Raw genomic sequence first — 20,510 nt, 5'->3', positions numbered from 1 at the left:
TAGTGTGAGTAACCATCATCCAGAAGGCGATGTCGTCGACCAGATTGCTGATCCGGCAAATCCGCAGATCGCGCGGGACATCCGGCAACATCGGCCGAAGATCGTCGACTTTATCCAGGCTACGTTTGATGCCCTGTTTGTCGACGAACCCGGCAACTTCGATTTGCGTCTGCGCTTCTTATGTGCCGCCAAGGTCGCAGCGTTGACCGAGGAAGCAGGGCTGGCGCGTTTTTATCTTGACGCGCTTGAGGGTATTGGGCCGCTCGATACGGACGCTAAAGAAGATGCGTTGGAGAAAGCGGTGTTTGAACACACCACGCGCGTAACGTCTGCCCCGGCATCGTGTGATCAAGCTGCGCTCGACGCCTTGCACGCAGTGGGTATGACGGAGTACGAAATCGTCACGCTTTCGCAACTGATCGGCTACGTATCGTTTCAGGCGCGTCTGATTCTCACGGTGCGTGCGCTTGCCGGCGTCGAACGTGCTACGGCAACCACGAAGAGTGGCTCTAGGAATTTCGTTCGTCATAGCGGCTTTACCGCCGAGCCGATCGAATGGGCATCGTGGCTCACGCCGGTGGATCTCGCCACGGCCACGCCCGATCAACTGGCGGTCCTCGACGAAAGCGGCCCGACGGCCCGCACTTCACCTTACTACCTGACGCTCGTTCACAATCCCGCGGTACTGCGGCAACGTAGCGGCACGTATAACGCCATCATGTATGCGCCGGGCGGACTGCCGCGCGCCGACCGGGAACTGGGGGCATTGGTTGTTTCCACCTTAAACGGCTGCCCGTATTGCGCATCCGTGCATGCACAAAGACTGAATCAGTTGACGAAGGAGTCGGATCTCGTCACACGCGTGTTTGCCGATCCCGTTAACGGCGGCGCAAACGAGCGGGAGCGCGAACTGATGCGCTACGCACGCCGGCTGACGCTCGAGTCCGGTGAGTTTGGTGTAGACGACGTGACGCGGCTTCGCTCGCAAGGCATGAGTGATGGCGAGATCCTCGACTACTCGCACGCTGTGGCCATTTTTGCGTGGGCAAACCGTCTGATGCAAACGCTTGGCGCACCCATTCTTCCCAACCGGCGGGACGGCGGCGAAGCAGGGGCGGGTCATGCGTGAATCCGCCTTGACCCGCCTTAACTCGCTCGATGACCTGGAGGCGCGGCTAGCACAAGATCTGCAGTGGCTGTGCCTGCCGCCGGCAGGCTGGTCGCCGCGCAGAACGATTGACGGTGCTGCCGTGACCGATGTCCTGATCGTCGGCGGCGGCATGTGTGGCCTTGCTGCGGCGGGAGCACTGAAGCTGCTTGGCGTCGACAACATGCGCATCGTCGACAAGGCGCCGTTGGGCACGGAAGGACCGTGGATTACTTTTGCACGCATGGAAACGCTGCGTTCGCCTAAAGATCTGACCGGCCCGTGTCTCGGCTTGCCGTCGCTGACGTTTCGGGCGTGGTACGAGGCGCAGTTCGGCACAGATGCCTGGCAGTTGCTCGACAAGATTCCGCGTGTGCAGTGGATGGATTATCTGGTCTGGTACAGACGCGTACTGGGCCTTGAAATCGAAAGCGAGACGACGGTACTGGCAATTCGTCCTGCAACGCCCGCGAATAGCGTACTCGAAGTGACATTAGCGACGCCCACTGGAGAAGAACGGGTGCTGGCGCGCCATGTCGTGCTTGCCACGGGGCGCGACGGCGGCGGCCAGCCACAGGTCCCGGCGATGGCGAAAAAATTGAGCAGGCAGCGTTGGGCACACTCTGCTGACGAAATCGACTTCGCCGCGTTGCGGGACAGGCGCGTGGCCGTGGTAGGCGCGGGCGCTTCCGCAATGGACAATGCAGCGACCGCATTGGAGGCGGGCGCCGCGCGCCTGGACATGTTTATCCGGCGCAAAGACCTGCCGCGAATCAACAAGCTGACCGGTGTCTCCAGCCCGGGTCTCGCGCACGGCTTCGCGTCGCTACCCGACGCCTGGAAATGGCGCTTCAATAGCTATGCGATGGCGACCCAGACCCCGCCTCCGCGCAGCAGCACGCTGCGGGTCTCACGCCATGAGCAGGCATATTTCCATCTGGGCAGCCCGGTTGAAGATGTGGTCGAAGAGGGCAACGAGTTGGTGGTGCAGACACCGCGTGGCCGCTATACGCTCGACTTCATCATCTTCGCCACGGGCTTCACGACAGACCTGCAGGTGCGCCCGGAGCTTGCGACGGTAGCCGGCAACATCCGGCTCTGGAAGGATGCGTTCGACGCCTCGCAGGAAGGACCGAACCACGAACTGGCCAATTCGCCTTATCTTGGTGCTGCGTTCGAGTGTCAGGAAAAGGTCGCGGGAAGCTGTCCGTCAGTGAGCCGCATTCACCTCTTCAACTACTCCGCGCTCGCCAGTCAGGGCAAGCTGTCGGGCGATATTCCGGCGGTGAGCATCGGAGCCGAGCGGCTCGCACAGGGCATCGTCTCACGCATGTTCTGTGACGATTGCGACGAGCATTACGCGGCGTTGCAGGCTTATGCCAAGCCGGAGCTGTTCGGCGACGAATGGACCGACGCGGACGAAGAACAGCGTTCGTTGGACGACGCGCCTCAAGCAAAGGCATCCTAAAGAAGAACCAGGTCTTCCACGCGCACATCGCAGACCAGCATGTAGCCCGGCGCGTGCGTAATGCAAATGGGGGGCCGCGCCTCGATGGTCGCGGCCTGCGGTGTCACACCACAGCCCCAGAACACGGGCTGCTCACCGTCGAGGATCTCGGTGGGTTCTCCCTCGTCCGGAACGGCCACGTCGCGGATTCCTATCGCCGCGGGGTCGCCCATGTGGACGGGGGCACCATGCGCGCCGGGCAGCCCGCCGCATACCTCATATGCAATCGCTGCTTCCTGCGGCGTGTAGGGTCGCATCGACACGATCATCGGGCCGCGAAACCGTCCAACCGGTTGCGTCTGGATAGAGGTGCGATACATCGGGACGACCTTGCCCTCGTCGACATGGCGTACGCGCAAACCGGCCACTTCCAGCGCATGCTCGAATGACAGCGAGCAGCCAAGCACAAAGCCGACGAAATCGTCCTGCCAGAGGGTGGAGATGTCATCGAGCTCTTCTGCGAGGACGCCATCGCGCCATACCCGGTAGCGCGGCAAGTCGGTGCGCAGGTCGACGTCGTCACCGAGCATGGGGACGAGGCTTGTGCCGGCCCGTGTCATGCCGATCAGCGGGCAAGGCGTGGGATTGGCCCGGCAGTAGCCCGCGAAGTCATCCGCCCACGTCTGCGGCAGGACGACCAGATTGCCTTGCGCGTAGCCCGGCGCCATGCCGCTCGTGTTGCCATTGAAACCCGCGCGGATTCCAGCGCGTGCGCCTTGCGGAGTCAGCGCCCATGCGGGCGTCGGCGAGATTTCAGGTGAATTGCGCTTGAGACGTTCCATGAAGCTCACTCCCGATCCGATCGCGCTACTGCAATGACTCCGACGCAGTTTCGCGCGTCCTGGTGAGCGTCAAAAGACCGATCAATGCGGCCGCGACCAGCAGGAACGCCGGGCTCAGCAGGTTGCCGGTCGAGCCGATCAGTGCGGTGGCGATATAGGGCGTCACGCCGCCGCCGAGCATCGCGCCGAAGTTAAAGCTGAACGCGGTGCCGGTATAACGGACGCGGGTTGGAAACTGCTCCGCGTAGGTCGGGTAGCCCACCGATTGCACGATCGGCATCGGCAGCGCCACGATAAACATCGCGAGGAACGCGAGGCCGATGTTCTGGTGATTCATCAGCATCATCATCGGAAAGACCAGCACGATATACGCAGCGAAGCCGATGGCCAGCACTTTGCGGCGTCCAATGCGGTCGGACAGGCCGCCCCATACGGGCATCAGCACGGCCATCGAGAGGCTGACCAAGGACATGAGCCAATACACACTGGTCTTGTCGTACTTCAGGTAGGTGATCATGTAGATGTTCATGAACACAAAGCCCACCCAGTACCCGGCATTCTGTCCAAACGAAATCAGGAAGACCTTGAGCATCGCCGCACGGTGGTGCGTGAAGACTTCTTTCAGTGGGGCTTTCACCGGCTTGCTCTGTTCGAGGGTCTTCCTGAACACGGCCGATTCTTCGATGCGTTTGCGCACGTAAGCCGAAACCAGTACGAGCGGGAGCGCCATCAGAAACGGAATGCGCCAGCCCCAGTCGTGCAGCTGCGCGCTGCTCATGAAGCCGCTCGTCAAGCCGCAGACGGCTGCGGCGAGTGCGCCGCCAATCGCCACACCCACCGGCGTCGCCGCGCCATAGAAACCGCGCCGGCCGCGCGGCGCGCATTCCGCCACGTACGCTGCGGAACCGGTCACCTCAGCGCCGGCGAAAAAGCCCTGCGCGAGACGGACCATCAGGAGTGCGATGGGGGCCAGTCCTCCCACGAGAGAAGCAGTGGGCAGCACACCCACCGCTCCGGTGGCGACGCCCATGCCGATCACCGTCACGATCAAGACGCTACGGCGTCCTACCTTGTCGCCGAGGCGTCCAAGTACGATACCGCCGACCGGGCGCATCAGAAAGGCCGTGCCGAAGATCGCCAGAACCGAGAGCAGGGCGGCCGTGCCGTTGCCTGCTGGAAAGAACAGCGGGCCGATGATGGATGCCATGTATCCATAAACACCGAACTCGTAATACTCGATTGCCGTTCCGGCGGCCGCGGCAAGCGCTGCCTTGCGAGCGGCACTCCTCGTCGCCGATGCGGAAGGCATCGCGTCTGTTTCGAAGTGTGCAGTTGAGGCGTTCGGCATGATCATCGGTTCCAGAGTGGGGGGTAGTCAGCTTGACGCCACACAAAGCTGCTCTAGTGCTGCGAAGCTTCTTTGCTGGGACAACATCAGTCGTTGGGCGGTACCCAGGTCGACGAGCGTGAGGCGAATGGTCTCGCCGGGCATCTTTTGTGCGAGCCGCGGCAGATCGACTGCACAAACATGGCCGATCTTCGGATAGCCGCCGGTCGTCTGGCGGTCTGCCATCAAAATGATTGGCTGGCCGTCGGCGGGAACCTGGATCGAACCAAAATCGACCGCTTCCGATATCACTTCGCGCGGCGCCGTCAGCTCGAGCTTCTCGCCTTCGAGTCGATAACCCATCCGGTCCGACTGCGGCGAGATCCGATACGGTGCAGCCTCGAGCGCTTGCTGGGCGTGCGATGAAAAGCAGGACCACTCACGACCGCGAATCACCCGTATGGGCGAATCGGACGGCAATGCAACCTGATCGTCGAACGCCTGGCTCAGGCTTCGTGCCGCTTGCGACAGCTTTGCCAGCCTGCTGGACGGTGCCAGTTGACTCAAAGAAAGCACATCGCCTTTTTTCAATGGACGTCCTGCGTGGCCGCCGTAAGCGCCGCGCGTGTAGGTGCTGGCGCTGCCCATCACCGGATCGAAGACGAATCCACCTCGCACCGCAAGGTAAGCACGCGTCCCAAAGCTGCGCTTGCCGAACGAAAGGTCGCTTCCTTTCGCAACCGCAACCATATGATCGACAGGAAGAGGCTCGCCATTCAACAAAGCGCCGAGGTCCGCGCCGCTGAGCGCGATCACCGCGTCTTCGTGAAACCGGAGCGTCGGGCCCATCAACGTAATCTCGAGCGTCGCGGTAGACGGCAGATTACCGACCAGTGCATTGGCGAGACGATGCGCGCGCTCGTCCATCACGCCGTTGACGGGGATGCCGAGGTGACGATAAGCAGTCCGACCGAGATCCTGAAAGGTGCTCAACGCACCGGGCTTGATGACTTCGATACTCATCGCGCCGCTCCTGCGTTGTGACTGATGGTTTCGAACTGCTCTGGCGTGATCGGCACGAAGCGAACCTGGTCTCCCGCATTGACGAGGCAAGGCGCTTCTCGCGCCGGGTCGAACAGTGCAAGCGGGGTCCGTCCGATCAGATTCCAGCCGCCGGGCAACGTCAGCGGATAGATCACGGATTGCCGGTTAGCGAGACCGATCGAACCTGGGGCGACAGCGGTGCGGGGCGTTGCACGCCGCGCGGGACTCAGTCTGGTGTCGAGCATGCCGAGGTAGGGATGCCCTGGAGCGAAGCCGAGCATCATCACGTCCACGAGCGCTCCGCTGTGCAGTTCGATGACCTCGTGCTCAGAAAGGGCACAGGCGTGAGCCACTTCGGCGAGATCCGGCCCATGTTCGCCACCGTAGCAAACGGGTATCTCGACCACGCGTCGTGCTGCCTCTTGCGTGGCGTCGACTGTTTTCAACAGACTGTTCAGCGCTTCGACGAGTGCGTCATAGGGTGCCAGACTGGTGTTGTCTAGCGGCACCCGATGCGGCGCATAGTGAATGCCGACAGTCGTCATGGCCGGGACGATACCGGTCACGTACGGCAGGTTTTCCGCCGCGATGCGCGCGGCGAAATCGCGCGCGCTGCGGTTTGCGGCGACGCGGTCCCCGGCATGCAGTTCGATGATCAGCAGACGCTCGCCGGAAGCGTGGAGCGTCCATGCGGCTGCATCGGACGCGCTGCGTTTTACTTCATCATTGACGGGTATCGCGGCGCTCACGTTAATACTCCTCCAGCCGTTTGCGTTGCCGCAAACGGGTCTTGAGCCTGTAAAAGGGGGAAGGGCTGCTGCCTGGTTATATTGGCTTACTTGGCAAACAGCGATTCGATGTTCGCGAAGGCCTTCATCTCAAGCGCGTTGCCCGACGGATCGAGGAAGAACATCGTGGCTTGCTCGCCCACTTCGCCCTTGAAGCGGATGTACGGTTCGATGATGAATTGCATGCCCGCGTCCGTGAGTTTTTTCGCTGCGGCGTGCCATTGCTCCATGGGCAATACAACGCCGAAATGGCGCACCGGGACCGCGTGGTCGTCCACGGCGCTCGTCTGGCGATGGCCGACTTCGTCCGGCGCGAGATGGGCCACGATCTGGTGGCCGTAGAAGTTGAAATCCACCCAGTCTTCCGAGCTGCGGCCTTCGGGGCAGCCGAGGAGGTCGCCATAGAACTCGCGTGCAGCGGCAATGCTGTGCACCGGGAAGGCGAGGTGAAAGGGGGGCACGGCAGTCGTGGTGTCGCTCATGTTGGGATCCTCAGGTAGTTCAATGTGGTGCCACGCAAACCAGTCTAGGGATGACAAAAATAGTGGAATAGCGATATATTTTTGTCCTCAGCAACAATAAAATCGATCAATCCCACCATGATGCGAGAGCTCAAAACCTTTCTGGCTGTCGTGCGTTACGGCACTTTCGCAAGTGCCGGCTCTCATATCGGGCTGACGCAATCGGCGGTGAGCGCGCAGATCCAGCGTCTGGAGGAGGACCTGGGCTATCCGTTGTTCGAGCGGACCGGCCGCTCGGCGACGCTCAATGCGGCCGGCAAACATACGGTCGAGGTGGCCGAGGAACTGCTCTCGGTGTACGCGCGCCTGGCCGATCGCGGCGGTGTGGCGGAGCAGTCAGGCCTGCTGCGCGTCGGGGCGATCGCGTCGGCGCAAGGTTCGTTTCTGGTTAGCGCCATTCAACGCTTCAGGCAGGATTCGCCGGGTTGGCGCATTCGTGTCATTCCGGGCGTGTCGTTGAATCTGCTGGCTCACGTGGACTCGGGGGAGGTGGACGTGGCGGTGATCATCAAACCGCCGTTCGCGCTGCCGGCCGAATTGAAGTGGCGCACGCTGACTCTGGAACCGTTCGTCTTGCTCGTGCCGCGTGAACTGGCTGCTCGCCCGTGGCGCTCGGTGCTCAAATCGGAGCCTTTTATTCGCTACGATCGCAATTCGTTCGGCGGCCGGCTGGTGGATCGCTTTCTACGAAGGATCCGTGTGACGGTGCACGACGTCGTTGAACTCGACGAATTGCAAGGGATAGTCGGGTTGGTGGCCCAAGGCGTTGGTGTCGCGATTGTGCCGCAGGCGGCCGGACTCTATATGCCCGACACGGTGGCCGCATTGCCGCTTGGCGATGACGACGTGTTTTTTCGCGAGATCGGGCTGGTCGAGCGTAGCGGCCGTCATGAGCAGGCCGCGGCAGCTGAGTTTGCCGAGTGCCTGTGCGAGGTGACGAGTGGCCGGCGCTAGACGCCGGGATTCATTAAGCGTGAGTGTGGGCGGATGAAGCGGGCGTCGTCATCGGCCATACTGTGAAAGTAACGTTGCTGGAGTTCACACCATCATGAAGCCCTTTTGCTTCGCAGCGGTTCTCGTCGTGTTCATCGCCGGCTGTGCCTCGACGTCGGCGCCCGTCGATAGTCAAACCGCCCAGCCGGGCCCGGCCGACACGGATAGCTACATTTTGCATACGCCCGACCGTTTGATGCCGGGTGACTCCACCTCGAGGCCACCGAGGCTCAGCGTCGGCGTGAGCTATCCCGACACGCAACTGATTCTGCCGTGGTTCCTCAATGACATCATCAACGTGATTAACTATCGCTAGCCCGGCAGCGAGTTTCGAATCGCCTTTCGTAAGGAGTCCCGGATGAACCTGCAGTCCCTGAATACCCCGGCAGCAGTGATCGACGTCGCACGCATGCAACGCAACATCCAACGGATGCAACAACGCCTGGATTCGCTCGCTGTGCGTTTCAGGCCGCACGTCAAAACTACCAAGTGCTTGCAGGTGGTTGAAGCACAGATCGCCGCGGGTGCACGAGGCATCACCGTGTCGACGCTCAAGGAAGCGGAGCAGTTCTTTGCGGCGGGCATTCGGGACATCGTGTACGCAGTCGGCATGGCACCGGACAAACTCGGCCGCGCGCTGGCACTGCGCCGGAAAGGCTGCGATCTGAAGATCGTTGCCGACAGCGTCGCGTGTGCCGAAGCCATCGGAGCATTCGGCCGTGAGCAAGGTGAAGCGTTTGAGGTATGGATCGAAGTGGATGTCGACGGTCATCGCTCGGGCATCGCTCCGGACGACGATCTGCTTATCAACGTCGGCAAAGCTCTGGTTGAGAGCGGTATGCGCCTTGGTGGCGTCATGGCCCACGCGGGATCGAGCTACGAATACGATACGCACGACGCGCTCGTGCGTATCGCGGAACAGGAGCGTGCTGGCGCAGTTCGCGCGGCTGAGCGGCTTCGCGCTGCCGAAATGTCGTGCGAGGTGGTGAGCATCGGATCGACACCCACGGCGCTGTCCGCCGAAAATCTCGCAGGCGTGACTGAAGTCCGCGCTGGCGTATATGTCCTGTTCGATCTGGTCATGCATAACGTCGGCGTCAACGAAACATCCGAGATTGCGCTGAGTGTCTTGACGACTGTGATCGGCCACCAGGAAGAGAAAGGCTGGGCGATCGTCGACGCGGGCTGGATGGCCATGAGCCGTGATCGCGGGACCCAGCGGCAGAAGCGGGATTTTGGCTACGGCCTTGTCTGCGCGGAAAGCGGCGAAGTATTGGGTGACTATCTGATGAGTGGAGCAAATCAGGAGCACGGAATAATCTCGCGAACGGGGCAGCCCGATCATGAGATCGCCCGCCGCTTTCCGATCGGCACGCGACTGCGTATTCTGCCCAATCATGCCTGCGCCACTGGCGCGCAGCATCCCGCGTATCAGGCGCTCGTCGAGGACGGGAACGTTGAGGAGTGGCCGAGGTTTTACGGTTGGTGATCCGATCGTTCATCTTCGACGTCGTTCATTCCCGGAACTCGGCGAGACGTTGCTGGATGCCGGCCACCGATCCCACAAGCGGCACAAGCAGCAACGGAATCAGAAGGATCCACAGCAGGCGCGCCTCGTTCGCGGCGCGCGCGACCGCGGCGTCGAACTGATCCTGATTGATGTCCGTGGTTTTATTTAACGTCGCCACGAATCGCTCAAATGCGCCTTCGGACTCCATCGTGGTTGTGCCCAGATCGAGTGCAACCGCGTTGCTGTGTAGCCCGGACGACTCGAGATCCCGAATCCGGCTATCGATCCGGGCATAGTCGAGCCATGCGGCAACGGTGGCGCGTGCAGCCTGTTCCTCGCCGTCAAAGGTGATATTGTCCAGCTCCTCGTTGAGCAGTCCGACGCTTTTAGGGCGGGGTGCACGGGGCGACAACTGGCTCATATCGGCGCGCTCCGGCGTCAGCAGCATTGTCGCTGAACGCTGGAAATTGCCTGCCGGTTCGGCCTTTTCGTCCTTGTCGCGCGTGAGCAGGTAGATACTCTCCTGCGAGTGGGCGTTGTAGGCCAACGCTTTCGCCTGCGACAGGGCAAACACCGAGTCAAACGCATCTTCCTTGGCGATCTGGATGTTCGACAGAAAATTCGTTCCGCATGCGCCAAATGCAATCGCGCATAGAACCAGCGCTACCGTACCGGCGGCAATCCACGGGTTGATGACGCGCCGGAAGGTGGCAAGCAGATACCGCTGCGTATGGAGGAGCAGAAGCAGGAGGGCAATGGAGACCGCGCAGAACGCTATCAGCCATATCCGCGCGGCCGTCCGGCCGTCGGAGTAGGCGTTGTCCAGATGAGCGAAATTTGCTGCCGCCAGATCATCCACGGCTGGAATGATGTGCTCCCGGATAACGTCGTCGGCGGCACGTATGTCGTAAATATTGCCGCCATCCGCCAGTGCCGAACCTTCGAGCGTCTGATACAGGGAGAGGTTGTCGAGGGCGCGCAGGATCGGCTGACGTTCCGCGTCGCCGTAGGCAATATTCTGTGACGCGGCGACGAGATAGTCATTGGCCAGCTCGATTGCCGCACGATAATCGCTAATGCTTTTGCCGTTTGTGCCTTCTGCGCTGACAAACGCCCTGAGGAAATCGGTATGCGCATCGCTTAACGTACCGCGGATATTCTCGGCTGCGACGATCGACGGTTCCGATTCGTAGCCGATTGTCTGGACGATGGAATGAAATGCGTGCCACGTGAAGAAGCCAGTGGCTGTCACTAGCAGGCAAAGCGCGACGATGCCGGCCCGTAGCGTGCGCAACGTCGAAGGCACACGCGCAAACGTATTCACCTGCGCTCTAGGTGCGTTCACATGAAGCGCCTGGGTTGTAGACACATTTATCTCCCGAATCGATGACAGCCTGATTTACTCCGGTTATCGACAGCTTGCCATGTCGAAGCACATAGCCGTGGTAAAAATGCCAAAACGTCCAGCGTCACAATTTTGAAAAAATATCCACCGGCGTTTCTGTGTGCGAGTATGGATCAACTAGCTTCTAATCTGAAGGTCATGATCCACGGGGGGCTCCATGAGTAGCCAGGTACTCAGTTGGGCAGCGGTGCCGCACAATGGCGACGGCGTCGTCTTCCAGGTTCGCATTGCCCATGGACTTCAACGTTTCTACCTGTCGCGCCGGGTGCTCGAGAATGTATTCGACCTCGAGCCGCGGGCTTCGGACGCGAGACAACTCCAGCTTTTCTATCAATTCCTGAACCGCATTCTGACCCGAGCCACTGCGAAACGGTCGATCGCGGGGTCGGACACGCTTCAACTCCAGGCCACTGATTTTTCGCCGCTGCGTACCGAGGAAAGCAGATCGAACCGGCACGCAGTCGAGCAGACTGCGGCTTGAGCGCTTGCCGGGTAAAGGCGGTGTAGACGCCTATTTGCTCTGGATCTGCCGACCCAGAGGCGCGAGCGGGCCGACCGGGATGAATTCGTACTGCGCGAAGCCGCCTGTCACGGGCGGCAGCGTGTCCGGCTCCGCTTTTGCTTCGTCGACCGAATCGACGTTCATGGGGAAAATCACACCCGTCGCGTCGTGGCTTGACAGCCGGCCCACGCGACATCGTGATCCATGGAAAGTAAGCAGGACTACCTGGGAACGCTGTCCAATACGAGTCGCGCCAGCGCCACCGTTGGTGTCTAAAAATATCCAATTACGACGCTCGGAGCTATACGCGGATTTGCCGTACGCCCACAAGATCGGCAGGGACTCTCGGCGCACCGAGTTCGGGCAGGTGGGCTACCGGTTCAGCTGGTGAGCTTGGGACGCGATTTGTCGGCCTCCAGCCGGCGCGTAATGAGGCGGACCAGGTAGGTGGCAAACTCCGGATCCTGGTAGTACATCCGCATGGCGTCGGTCGCCGACACCATCAGCAGTTCGCAGTCGCTCTTGCAGACAGCCGTGCAGGTGCGGCGATGGTCCGGGGAAAACAGCCCAATTTCTCCCAGTATGGTGCCAGCCCCCACTTCGACCCCGATCTCCTGAAGACCGATTGTCCCACGCACAATATAGTAGAGCGCATCGCTCGGCGCGTTCTTGTGGAACAGCACGTCGCCACGTCTGAAGTGGCTGGGAGACAGGTGCGAGAGCAACCGCTTGATGGTGAGCTGAGCGTCGAGCGCATGATGAAGCTGTGCATCGCCAACCTTTTCCAGCCGTGCGGCCGCGATGCTGGCCTGGCCGCGGCTGCCGACCTTCAACGCCTTGTACACCGTGTACAGGTGCACTTTCACGGTTCCTTCCGCAATGTTGAGTTGCCGCGCGATCGACTTGTTCGACTCCCCGCGCGCCGCGAGCGCCAGCACTTCGATCTGGCGCGGCGTAAGCACAGCGCCGTTGGCGGCGGATGCCGTGGTGGCGCGTGAGGCGGCCTGCGCAGCGGTAGGCGAAACGATCTTGTTTGCGAACGCGAGCAACGCCGGCGGCAGGTACGTGGCGCCCGCCAGCACGATCCGCAGAGCGCCCAGTAGCGCACTGGCGGACTCCGATTTGCTCACACACCCTGTCACGCCGGCCGCAATGAAAGTGTTGATCGTCTTCTGACCAATCTCGTTCAGCAGCGCGAGGGCAGGCAAAAGCGGAATGTTGCAACGCAACGCGTCCAGCGCTTCAAGCGCTTCGCTTTTGTGCTCGCCGTCCAGTACCAGCAGATCGGCGCTCGAGCCGCTGTCGAAAGCGCCCGTTCGGTAGTCCACACATGTCACTTCAGTGCGTGGCGCGAGTTCGGCGAGCAGACGCGCAACGCCCTCGCGAAACAGACCGGCAGGCGCAACGAAAATGATATGCATAAGCCTCGATTTTTTTGGAACGGTTAACCTTACCCGCGTCTGCGCCTGGCGGGCCTCGTACCTGTATTCGTATGAACTAAGACAGAAACAGAACCTGCTGCGCCCGATGACGCGTCGGTGTTCGTTATACAACACACTTAACGAATTCGCATTCGTCCATTAACCCGGCCGTAACGAGGCCGAGACATGCTATTCGCGGCGCGCGAACGCGAACGCTGGGCGAATACAGATTTCCAGCGCAATGCCACCATTGCATGTAAAGTAAATGTAGGTATTTTATTGTCTGCGGGAGGGGAGAGGTGGGCGAGACCAGCGCATTCATTCCGACGGGGCTTTCACGCTACGTACCGCGACACCTGTTGACGGCGGGAACGTGTGAGACCCCGAGTGCGCGTGAGTTCCGGGGCGTGGCGATGATGGTGGACATCGCGGGCTTTACCGAGCTCACCGAAACATTTGCGCGCGAAGGGGTAGCGGGTGCGGAACGCTTGTCGGCGATCCTTGACCGTTACTTTGGAAGAATGACCGGCATCTCGATCGCGCACGGGGGTGATGTTCTGGATTTCGTCGGCGACGCCATCCGCGTGATATGGGAATACGACGCGACACCGGATGCGACCGCGCGGCTCGCCGTGCAGTGTGGCCTGCAGCTGCAACGTGCGTTACCGGAAATCATCGCGGAAACCGGTGTGCAAATGCGTCAACGGGTATCGCTTGCAGAGGGCACGCTCACGCATCTGACTGTCGGCGGGGTCGGCGGGAAGTGGTACAGCCTCACCGCAGGCGGCCCAGTGGCCGAGGCGGCGGCAGCCAATCATAAGGGCAGTGCGGACGAGGTCGTAGTATGTGAATCGTTGTGGGACATGGTGAAGGCGCATTTTGTTGCCCGAGCACTGCCGTGCGGCGCTGCTTCCATCACGGAACAATACGGTCCCGTATTGGCGCCTTTACCGCCGCCGCTGGAGGAGCCCGGTCCACCATCCGGCACGCTGGAAAAGTTTTTCGGGCATCACTTTCTGGAACGCGTACGCATGGGCGGCGGGCGTTGGTTCGGAGAGTTCAGGAATATCACCACGCTATTCATCGGGCCGTCCATCGTCGATTATTCTGGCGAGAATGCATTGAGCCTTCTGCAAGCTGCGGTAGCCAGCACGCAAAAAGTACACGAACGTTTTGGCGGCGCCCTCACCGAACTCTCTGCGGATGACAAGGGGCTCACGCTACTTTCGGTATTCGGCTTGCCGGGCATGGCGCACGAAGATGACGCAGTTCGCGCGGTGGCCGCCGGGCGAGCGCTTGCCGCCGCAATGCGCGAGCGCGGAATTCCGCTCAGCATGGGCATCACTTCGGGACTGGCTCTTTACGCCGACCGCGGCGGCAACGAGCGCCGCCATGCGGGACTGACGGGTGGGGTGGTGAACCGCGCCGCACGGCTCATGACCGCTGCGCATGGCCGCGTACTGTGCGACAGGGCAACACGCGACGGCGCCGCGCGCGAATTTCAGTTCGAAGCGTGCGACCCTGTCTCGGCCAAGGGCTTCGCTGAAGTTGTCGCCGTCTGGCAGCCGCGGGCAGGTGCGGCGAGTGAGGGACATTCGTTCGCGGGCGTATCGGTCGGCCGCGAGAAGGAAGCACAACAATTATCGCTTGCGCTCGATGAGGTCATTGCAGGGCACGGCGACGCTATCGCTTTGTGCGGTGAGGCGGGCCTCGGTAAGACCCGGCTCATTGCAGATATGGCGGCCAATGCGCGTGAGCGGGGCGCTTCAGTCATCTGGAGCGCAGGCTTTGCGCTGGAATCGATGTCGGTTTTCTACGTCTGGCGACACATCCTCGCGCAACTGCTTTGCGGCACAGGCAAGTTCGACCCTGTACTGGCGAGCCGTACTGCCGCAAATCTTGTTGTGGACGACGAAAACCTCACGTCATGGTTGCCACTCCTTAACGACGTCATGCCGTTCCAGCTCGCCGATACGGAGCTCACGCGGGAGATGGTCGGCCACGCGAGAGCCGAGGGCTTGCGGATGCTCGTTACGGCGCTTGTTTCGCGCTCATCGCGCGATACGCCCATATTGCTGATTGCCGACGATCTGCATTGGTTCGACAGCGCATCCGCGGCCATGCTTCTGGAACTCGCGATCGCGCGACCGCCGGGTCTTCTGCTGCTGGCCGCCACGCGGCCGCTCGACGACTCAGCCGCTGTCGAGGCGCATCAGGTTGTCCGCGAGTCGCGCTGTATTCACTTACCCGCTCTCACGCGAGCGGCCTTGAGCGTATTGATCGCCGACCGTCTGGGTGCGGCGGAGGCAACGCACGAGCTTGTCGATTTCGTAGTGGAGCGCACGGAGGGAAATCCGCTGTATGCCGAAGAGGTTGTTGCGGCGCTTCACGTCTCCGGTTATCTCGAGATGACCGACCGTGTTGCAGCGTTTTCTGCCGAGGCTGAGAGCGAAGCCAATGCCATGCTGCCTGAGGGATTGCGCGGCGTGATCGTCAGCCGGCTCGATACGCTCGGCGCTGCCGAACAGCTCATGTTGAAGATCGCGGCCGTGATCGGGCAGGAGTTTTCGCTCAAGATGCTCCGCGATCTGTTTCCTGGCGAGCAAGGCACGGCCGATCTCATCGCCCTCGCACGGGTGCTTGAGCGCGAAGACGTCGTGTACCCCGTAGGCGACGAGAACGACTGCTACCGTTTCAAGCACGTCCTGGTGCAGGATGCAGTGTACGAACTGCTGCCGTACTCGCTGCGCCGGGAACTGCATCGCGACATAGCGGACTGGGTCGAACGCAACGAATCGCACGATCTCGAGCCGCACTTCGCGGCACTGGCGTCCCATTGGGAACGCGCGCGGAACATTCCTGCTGCCGTGACGTATCTCGAGAGGTCTGCAGAGCTTTCGTTGAAACACTATGCGAACCGCGACGCTATCAGGCAGGCGGAGCGGGCGATCAGGCTTGCTAACGAATACAAGCTGCCGCCGGATCGGGAAGGCGAGATGCGTTGCGAGGCGATGCTCGGAGAAGCGCATATCGAGCTGTTTCAATACGGTGCGGCCAGGGATCACTTCAATCGTGCACTCGTGTGCGCTGGCCGGGCGGTACCGCGTTTCGCCGGGACGATGGTCGCGGACCTTGCCTGGCAACTAGTCCAGCAATTGAGCGCGCGTGCGGGCCTGATGCGAGGACGGAGCGCAGATCCGCTGCTGCCGCGGATCTCGCACATTCACGAGAAACTCAGCGAAATCGCGTACTTCAACAGCGGAAAGCTGTCGCTTCTGCATGCGACGCTGACGTCGCTCAATCTTGCCGAACGCTCCGGCAGCGTGCGTGAGGCTGTGAAAGGCTTCGCCGCCATGGCGATCGGCTTCGCCGGCGCGGACCTGCGCTGGCTATCGCAGGTCTACAACCGGCGTTCGCTGGCGTTGGCAGAGGAGCAGGGCGGTATCGACGATATCGCTTACGCTAACGTGGTGAGTGGCGTGTACTGGGCGGCCGCTGGCAGCTGGGAACAGGCCGTGGAATGTTTGAATTACTCGGCGTCGCTCTATGCGCGTCTCGGCTCAATCGAGCGCTGGCAACAATCGATTGCCGGTTTGTGCGCTGTTGCTCTGGCGCGAGGGCAATTGACCCATGCCAAGGAGTGGCTGGACAAATTGCGTCCTGCACGCCATGACATGCCGGCGCAAATAGCGGCTTACCTGCATGGCTTCGATACCTCGCTCGCGCTGGCGCAAGGAGGTCCGTTGGAGGAGCTGGTGATCCGCCTCGACAAGGTGATTGGCGCGCGCGAGCTGGCGCAGTTCGACCGGATATTCTGCCAGGGCTTGATCGCGGCGTCCTATTGGCGGCTAGGCGATCGCGTGCGCGCGGTCGAGTCGGCTCAAGCGGGCCTCGACAACCTGTCGGCAGGCGTGCCTGTCGCGTGGTATGTGACGGACGGAATTGCCGGCATTGCGCAAACCCTGATCGATGCTTCGGAGTGCGGATTGGCGAGTCGGCGCGATGCGCAACGCGCATGTCATATCCTTGCGCAATATGCGCGCGCAACGAAGGTAGCCGCGCCGCGTGCCGCCTTGCTTGCGGGCAGGTTGGCGGCAACCCGGCATGACAGACGTTTCGCTCTCGCATGCTGGCGCAGAGGGCTTGCCGCCGCACGCGCGCTCGGCGCCGGCTATGACGAGGCGGTGTTGCTGTACGAACTCGGCAACCACAGTCCGCACGATAGCTCTGAAAGAACCGAGTTTCTGGAGCAGGCGCGTGTTCAGCACGAACGCATTGGTGCACCGCCATTGCAGACGTGAGAAAACTGCCGCAAACCTGACACTGAAAGATCGCTACCCCTCAGTGGTCACTCTCGCCCTTGATGATGGGCGGATATCCGCTAATTGCACGCGAAGCCTGCATGCCGCCCATGATGGCGCCCTCCACGCAACCGGCGTTGATGCCTGTCTTGAGCCAATCGCCTGCAAGATACAGGTTGCTAAAGCCGGATGCATCGCTCGTTATGCGGTACTGCGTACTACCCACGGTCGAGAGCACGTAGCGGTCGGAAGGGTTGACATTCGCGCGCCAATACTGCGCGTCGAAACGCGCCAGCCCGCTGCCGTTAGTCGGATCGATCAATATCCGCCAGTCGAATAAACCTGGAGACGCCACGGCGGGCCAGAGGTTAAAGACCTCGTGCTGCAGTTGACCAAGCGCACTCAGTTTTACTTCTTCCGTGCAACGCGAGGCGTAGTTGGCATCGGTGCGGGGCGGCGAATCAGGCGTAGGCAGCGGACTGCAAAAGTAAGAGACGCTCTGTGGCACGTGACCAGTCGGCCACACTTCACGCGCCAGCAACTGATTCATCGGCGTCGTGGTGTTGAAGGGCTTGCTGAACGCGCTCAACTCGGGTTCCTCTCCGTTAGAGCCGAACACATTCCAGCCGAGGTCCCGGATGCTCTTGTTTAGCCATATCTGATAGGCCTGCGTCGCCACCGTCTTCACGTTGTCGCTGGCTGCCTTGAGGGGAACGCTCTTCTCTAGCAGCTTTGGGCAGACATGCGGCAGGGAGCCGATCGACAGTCCGTAGACAATCTTGTCGAAGTCCACTCCGCGTTTTAGCCGCTTGACCGGTAATGGCTTGCCAAACTCAGCGCTATAAATTTGCGCCCAGTCGCTCCAGTGGGATTCGAGGTCCACATCTTTGGCTTGCAGTGTGCGAGCCTGTGCCGGGTCGATCTGCTCGTAGTTCGGACAGCTCGGCCAACACTCCAGATTGGCGATATTGACCAGCGGGTTGTATTCGGTGACGCCTTCTGCAAGAGCCACCTGTTGAGTCATGACGATTTCGCCTACGCCGTCGGCGTCCGGAATCAGTTCGTCCACGTTGTGGAAGAACTGGAAGCTCACGCCACGCTGTTTTAGCACTTGATACAGCGGCGTAAAGACGGTGTCGCCCATGCCGGCCTGCATTTTCCAGATGAAGCCGCCGTGATAACCAATGGCCAACCGCAAGATGCCGCGCAGCATCGTGCCAGCCTCGATGTTCGGGCGAGCGGTGTCGCCATCCATAAAGGCGAACACGAGGTCATAGAGTCCGCGGACCGGCGCGGAATCAATCGTATAGGCTTCGTTGGCGCCGTGCTTGCGCAACCAGTCGCGGAATTCGATGTTGTTGAGGACGTCGAAGCCATGGTGCAAGACGCCGTCGGCATGCATGCCGATCAGGCTCGTGACGGCCAGATCGATGGAAATGAAGAGATGCCGCACCTTGTCGTCAATGCCCAGATGATGGGAGACGTACTGGGGCAGAGAAGCCTGAACCGTCTGCAACTCGGTTAGTACAAACTGGTGATGCTGCTTCTCCCGGAAGTGGAACACTTCGGGCAGGCGCTTCACGAATCCGATGACGCTTGCCAGAATGGCTTCTGCTTCCTCGATAACCCCTCCAGATTCCCTGGCGGCATGTAACAAATGATGGCCGAGATCGTCCAGCCATTGCCCAATCCATGCCGTTACGGTTTCCAATATTGCCGAAAATGTGATTTCCTCGTTGTGCGCCCCCGGGACACCCGGTTTGATCGGTATCTCGATCGGCCAGAACTTATAGCTGTGGTCGATATACTCGGTGAGCACAATGTAGTTCTGTGGCTTAAAAGCGTCTTCCCACTTCGCAAGCGGAGCAGTAGCAGGCCGATTGAGGGCGTCGTAGACCTTTTGCATCACGGTAAAGCCATTGTCATAAAAGCCGAACCACATATGCAGTCCGTGCTCTTCGATGCGCTGGCCCAACTCGGCATTACGTCCACTGGCACATTTTCCGCCCAGGCGCCACCCCATCTGATAGACAGTTATGTCGTAACGGTCTTGCCAGCCGGGCTGCTCGGTAAGATAAAACGCGGCAGCCATCGCGCCTGGGCCGCCGCCGAGAACGGCGATTTTCTGCGAGCTTGCCTCCGCGGTCTGGAGCAATTCTTCACCCGCTGAAATGGTGAAGTCCATATTGATGTGGAAAGGTAGGAGTACAGGCTGTTCTCCGAGCTGGAGGCCCAAGGTCTCGTCTAGCCGGAAAGTATCGAACTTGTGCAATGTGCACGCATAGGTATAGCCAAGCAATCTGGCGCTGTGCACTTTGTCGACTGTGGCGGGCGCAACAACAATGGCCTGGTACACGGCCTTAAGGCCACTGGCGTCCGGGAACTGCTTGAGAAATAGCTGATCGACGCGTGTTCGCAAAAAGAGTGTTGCGAGATCCTCTATCCCCGCCTCGTCGAGTGCAAACAGATCCTTCTCCGAGCGCAGAATGTGTAAACCCTCACGTATCACATCGATAAATCCAAGCAAGGGCCGATGCGCGTTCTGCGTATCGGTTGCAGTGACCTCGATCAGAGGGTGCATGCCTAGTTGCGTCTGAGGACTGTAGGGTTGCCAGCCTTCGGAGGAAAACTTGAATTCGCGCGGGTCCCCGCCTGGTTCCGGCATGCTGAATTGACACAGGCTCTTTGGATAGCCAAAGACTTCACGGCCGATGGAAATGGCCATAGGCACGTCGACCCATGTATACGCCGGGTAAAGAAAGACGCGCTGCAACTTCGTGGCGCCGTCTTTTTCTTCGATTTGCCCAACCGATATCCACGTGATGATGTCGGTTTCCTTACCCCAGCCCTTGTTTTCATCCGCGGGGAAGCCCGATTGGGCATGCTCCACGCGTGTGAATGTCAGCATGATGTAGGGCGACAGCACCTGAAAAGTCATCCGGCCGGCAGCCACCCGATTGAGCGTCCCGTCGACGGTAGCCTGCAGCTTTTTCAGATCCCCTTTGATAAAAAAGCCGTACATGTCGGATGCGTTGAGGTGCATGGGCGTGTGCTGCACCGGTGAGCCACTGGTGTAGATGTATGCGGGCCGTTCCGTCATTTCTCCCTCCTCTGGGGCTATCGACGACGAGTCCATTGTCAGCGCATTGTAGGCCTGGAATTTAGCTCATACATACTCTTTGAGTTCTTTGTTGAAGGGTGGCTGCACATGTTTAGACATACTCCGGTTTTTTGTCGGTGATGGCAACGCGGAAGGCGTGGC

16 protein-coding genes are annotated in these 20,510 nt (G+C 60.6%); 7 read left to right on the top strand and 9 right to left on the bottom strand.

Annotated features, from left to right (window positions below; genetic code table 11):
• The first annotated feature begins 4 nt into the window (after nucleotides 1-4).
• A complete protein-coding gene (locus P3T17_RS28755) occupies nucleotides 5-1,129 on the top strand; it encodes a CMD domain-containing protein (RefSeq protein WP_429409803.1) in 1,125 nt (374 codons plus the stop codon).
• Nucleotides 1,122-2,615, top strand: a complete 1,494-nt coding sequence (locus P3T17_RS28750) for an NAD(P)-binding domain-containing protein (protein ID WP_429409802.1) — start codon at nucleotides 1,122-1,124, stop codon at nucleotides 2,613-2,615. The genes P3T17_RS28755 and P3T17_RS28750 overlap by 8 nt, the downstream gene beginning before the upstream one ends.
• On the opposite strand, the gene P3T17_RS28745 is transcribed toward P3T17_RS28750, so the two are convergent.
• The 5 genes from P3T17_RS28745 to P3T17_RS28725 form a co-directional block, all read right to left on the bottom strand.
• Entirely contained in the window at nucleotides 2,612-3,436 is an 825-nt protein-coding gene (locus P3T17_RS28745; protein ID WP_429409800.1) for a putative hydro-lyase, read from the bottom strand. The two genes, P3T17_RS28750 and P3T17_RS28745, sit on opposite strands and share 4 nt — an antisense overlap.
• A gap of 25 nt (nucleotides 3,437-3,461) precedes the next feature.
• Entirely contained in the window at nucleotides 3,462-4,784 is a 1,323-nt protein-coding gene (locus P3T17_RS28740) for an MFS transporter (protein ID WP_429409799.1), read from the bottom strand.
• Between the two features lie 27 nt (nucleotides 4,785-4,811).
• Complete coding sequence (locus P3T17_RS28735; protein ID WP_429409798.1) at nucleotides 4,812-5,786, bottom strand: biotin-dependent carboxyltransferase family protein; 975 nt, start codon at nucleotides 5,784-5,786, stop codon at nucleotides 4,812-4,814.
• The gene (gene pxpB, locus P3T17_RS28730; protein WP_429409797.1) at nucleotides 5,783-6,556 is read right to left on the bottom strand and encodes a 5-oxoprolinase subunit PxpB; all 774 of its coding nucleotides are present in this window, start codon (nucleotides 6,554-6,556) and stop codon (nucleotides 5,783-5,785) included. Before pxpB ends, P3T17_RS28735 begins: the two co-directional genes overlap by 4 nt.
• 86 nt (nucleotides 6,557-6,642) lie before the next feature.
• Complete coding sequence (locus P3T17_RS28725) at nucleotides 6,643-7,077, bottom strand: VOC family protein (RefSeq protein WP_074268017.1); 435 nt, start codon at nucleotides 7,075-7,077, stop codon at nucleotides 6,643-6,645.
• Nucleotides 7,078-7,194: 117 nt separating this feature from the next.
• On the opposite strand from P3T17_RS28725, the gene P3T17_RS28720 reads away from it, so the two are divergent.
• The 3 genes from P3T17_RS28720 (at nucleotide 7,195) to P3T17_RS28710 (ending at nucleotide 9,598) form a co-directional block, all read left to right on the top strand.
• A complete protein-coding gene (locus tag P3T17_RS28720) occupies nucleotides 7,195-8,070 on the top strand; it encodes a LysR family transcriptional regulator (RefSeq protein WP_074268018.1) in 876 nt (291 codons plus the stop codon).
• A gap of 94 nt (nucleotides 8,071-8,164) precedes the next feature.
• Nucleotides 8,165-8,425: a hypothetical protein gene (locus tag P3T17_RS28715; protein WP_074268019.1), complete on the top strand. Its 261-nt coding sequence runs from the start codon at nucleotides 8,165-8,167 to the stop codon at nucleotides 8,423-8,425.
• A 42-nt stretch (nucleotides 8,426-8,467) separates the two neighbouring features.
• Nucleotides 8,468-9,598 carry a DSD1 family PLP-dependent enzyme gene (locus P3T17_RS28710; protein ID WP_429409796.1) on the top strand — a complete coding sequence of 377 codons (1,131 nt, stop codon included), beginning with the start codon at nucleotides 8,468-8,470 and terminating at the stop codon, nucleotides 9,596-9,598.
• Nucleotides 9,599-9,623: 25 nt separating this feature from the next.
• Here P3T17_RS28710 and P3T17_RS28705 read toward each other — a convergent pair whose 3' ends face one another.
• Entirely contained in the window at nucleotides 9,624-10,964 is a 1,341-nt protein-coding gene (locus P3T17_RS28705) for a hypothetical protein (RefSeq protein ID WP_429409795.1), read from the bottom strand.
• A gap of 217 nt (nucleotides 10,965-11,181) precedes the next feature.
• On the opposite strand from P3T17_RS28705, the gene P3T17_RS28700 reads away from it, so the two are divergent.
• Nucleotides 11,182-11,505, top strand: coding sequence for a hypothetical protein (locus P3T17_RS28700; RefSeq protein ID WP_429288573.1), 324 nt, complete (start codon nucleotides 11,182-11,184; stop codon nucleotides 11,503-11,505).
• A 30-nt stretch (nucleotides 11,506-11,535) separates the two neighbouring features.
• Here P3T17_RS28700 and P3T17_RS28695 read toward each other — a convergent pair whose 3' ends face one another.
• Together P3T17_RS28695 and P3T17_RS28690 are read right to left on the bottom strand one after the other, a co-directional pair.
• Nucleotides 11,536-11,715: a hypothetical protein gene (locus P3T17_RS28695; RefSeq protein WP_429409794.1), complete on the bottom strand. Its 180-nt coding sequence runs from the start codon at nucleotides 11,713-11,715 to the stop codon at nucleotides 11,536-11,538.
• Between the two features lie 191 nt (nucleotides 11,716-11,906).
• Complete coding sequence (locus tag P3T17_RS28690; protein WP_429409792.1) at nucleotides 11,907-12,947, bottom strand: LuxR C-terminal-related transcriptional regulator; 1,041 nt, start codon at nucleotides 12,945-12,947, stop codon at nucleotides 11,907-11,909.
• 299 nt (nucleotides 12,948-13,246) lie between these two features.
• Here P3T17_RS28690 and P3T17_RS28685 point away from each other — a divergent pair, with 299 nt between their 5' ends.
• Complete coding sequence (locus tag P3T17_RS28685) at nucleotides 13,247-17,248, top strand: AAA family ATPase (protein WP_429409790.1); 4,002 nt, start codon at nucleotides 13,247-13,249, stop codon at nucleotides 17,246-17,248.
• 40 nt (nucleotides 17,249-17,288) lie between these two features.
• Here P3T17_RS28685 and P3T17_RS28680 read toward each other — a convergent pair whose 3' ends face one another.
• Nucleotides 17,289-20,348 (bottom strand): NAD(P)-binding protein, encoded by a 3,060-nt coding sequence (locus P3T17_RS28680; RefSeq protein ID WP_429409789.1) that lies wholly within the window; start codon nucleotides 20,346-20,348, stop codon nucleotides 17,289-17,291.
• Nucleotides 20,349-20,510: the final 162 nt, after the last annotated feature.

Source organism: Paraburkholderia sp. GAS82, from assembly GCF_050436285.1.
GTDB lineage: Bacteria > Pseudomonadota > Gammaproteobacteria > Burkholderiales > Burkholderiaceae > Paraburkholderia > Paraburkholderia phenazinium_B.
This window is presented reverse-complemented; position numbering and strand designations above follow the sequence as displayed.

What these genes read in the sequence shown, in the direction of transcription:
- P3T17_RS28750 (WP_429409802.1), top strand. Translation starts at nt 1,122, where the DNA reads ATGCGTGAATCCGCCTTGACCCGCCTTAACTCGCTCGATGACCTGGAG.
- P3T17_RS28745 (WP_429409800.1), bottom strand. Translation starts at nt 3,436, where the DNA reads ATGGAACGTCTCAAGCGCAATTCACCTGAAATCTCGCCGACGCCCGCA.
- P3T17_RS28740 (WP_429409799.1), bottom strand. Translation starts at nt 4,784, where the DNA reads ATGCCGAACGCCTCAACTGCACACTTCGAAACAGACGCGATGCCTTCC.
- P3T17_RS28735 (WP_429409798.1), bottom strand. Translation starts at nt 5,786, where the DNA reads ATGAGTATCGAAGTCATCAAGCCCGGTGCGTTGAGCACCTTTCAGGAT.
- P3T17_RS28725 (WP_074268017.1), bottom strand. Translation starts at nt 7,077, where the DNA reads ATGAGCGACACCACGACTGCCGTGCCCCCCTTTCACCTCGCCTTCCCG.
- P3T17_RS28720 (WP_074268018.1), top strand. Translation starts at nt 7,195, where the DNA reads ATGATGCGAGAGCTCAAAACCTTTCTGGCTGTCGTGCGTTACGGCACT.
- P3T17_RS28715 (WP_074268019.1), top strand. Translation starts at nt 8,165, where the DNA reads ATGAAGCCCTTTTGCTTCGCAGCGGTTCTCGTCGTGTTCATCGCCGGC.
- P3T17_RS28710 (WP_429409796.1), top strand. Translation starts at nt 8,468, where the DNA reads ATGAACCTGCAGTCCCTGAATACCCCGGCAGCAGTGATCGACGTCGCA.
- P3T17_RS28700 (WP_429288573.1), top strand. Translation starts at nt 11,182, where the DNA reads ATGAGTAGCCAGGTACTCAGTTGGGCAGCGGTGCCGCACAATGGCGAC.
- P3T17_RS28690 (WP_429409792.1), bottom strand. Translation starts at nt 12,947, where the DNA reads ATGCATATCATTTTCGTTGCGCCTGCCGGTCTGTTTCGCGAGGGCGTT.
- P3T17_RS28680 (WP_429409789.1), bottom strand. Translation starts at nt 20,348, where the DNA reads ATGACGGAACGGCCCGCATACATCTACACCAGTGGCTCACCGGTGCAG.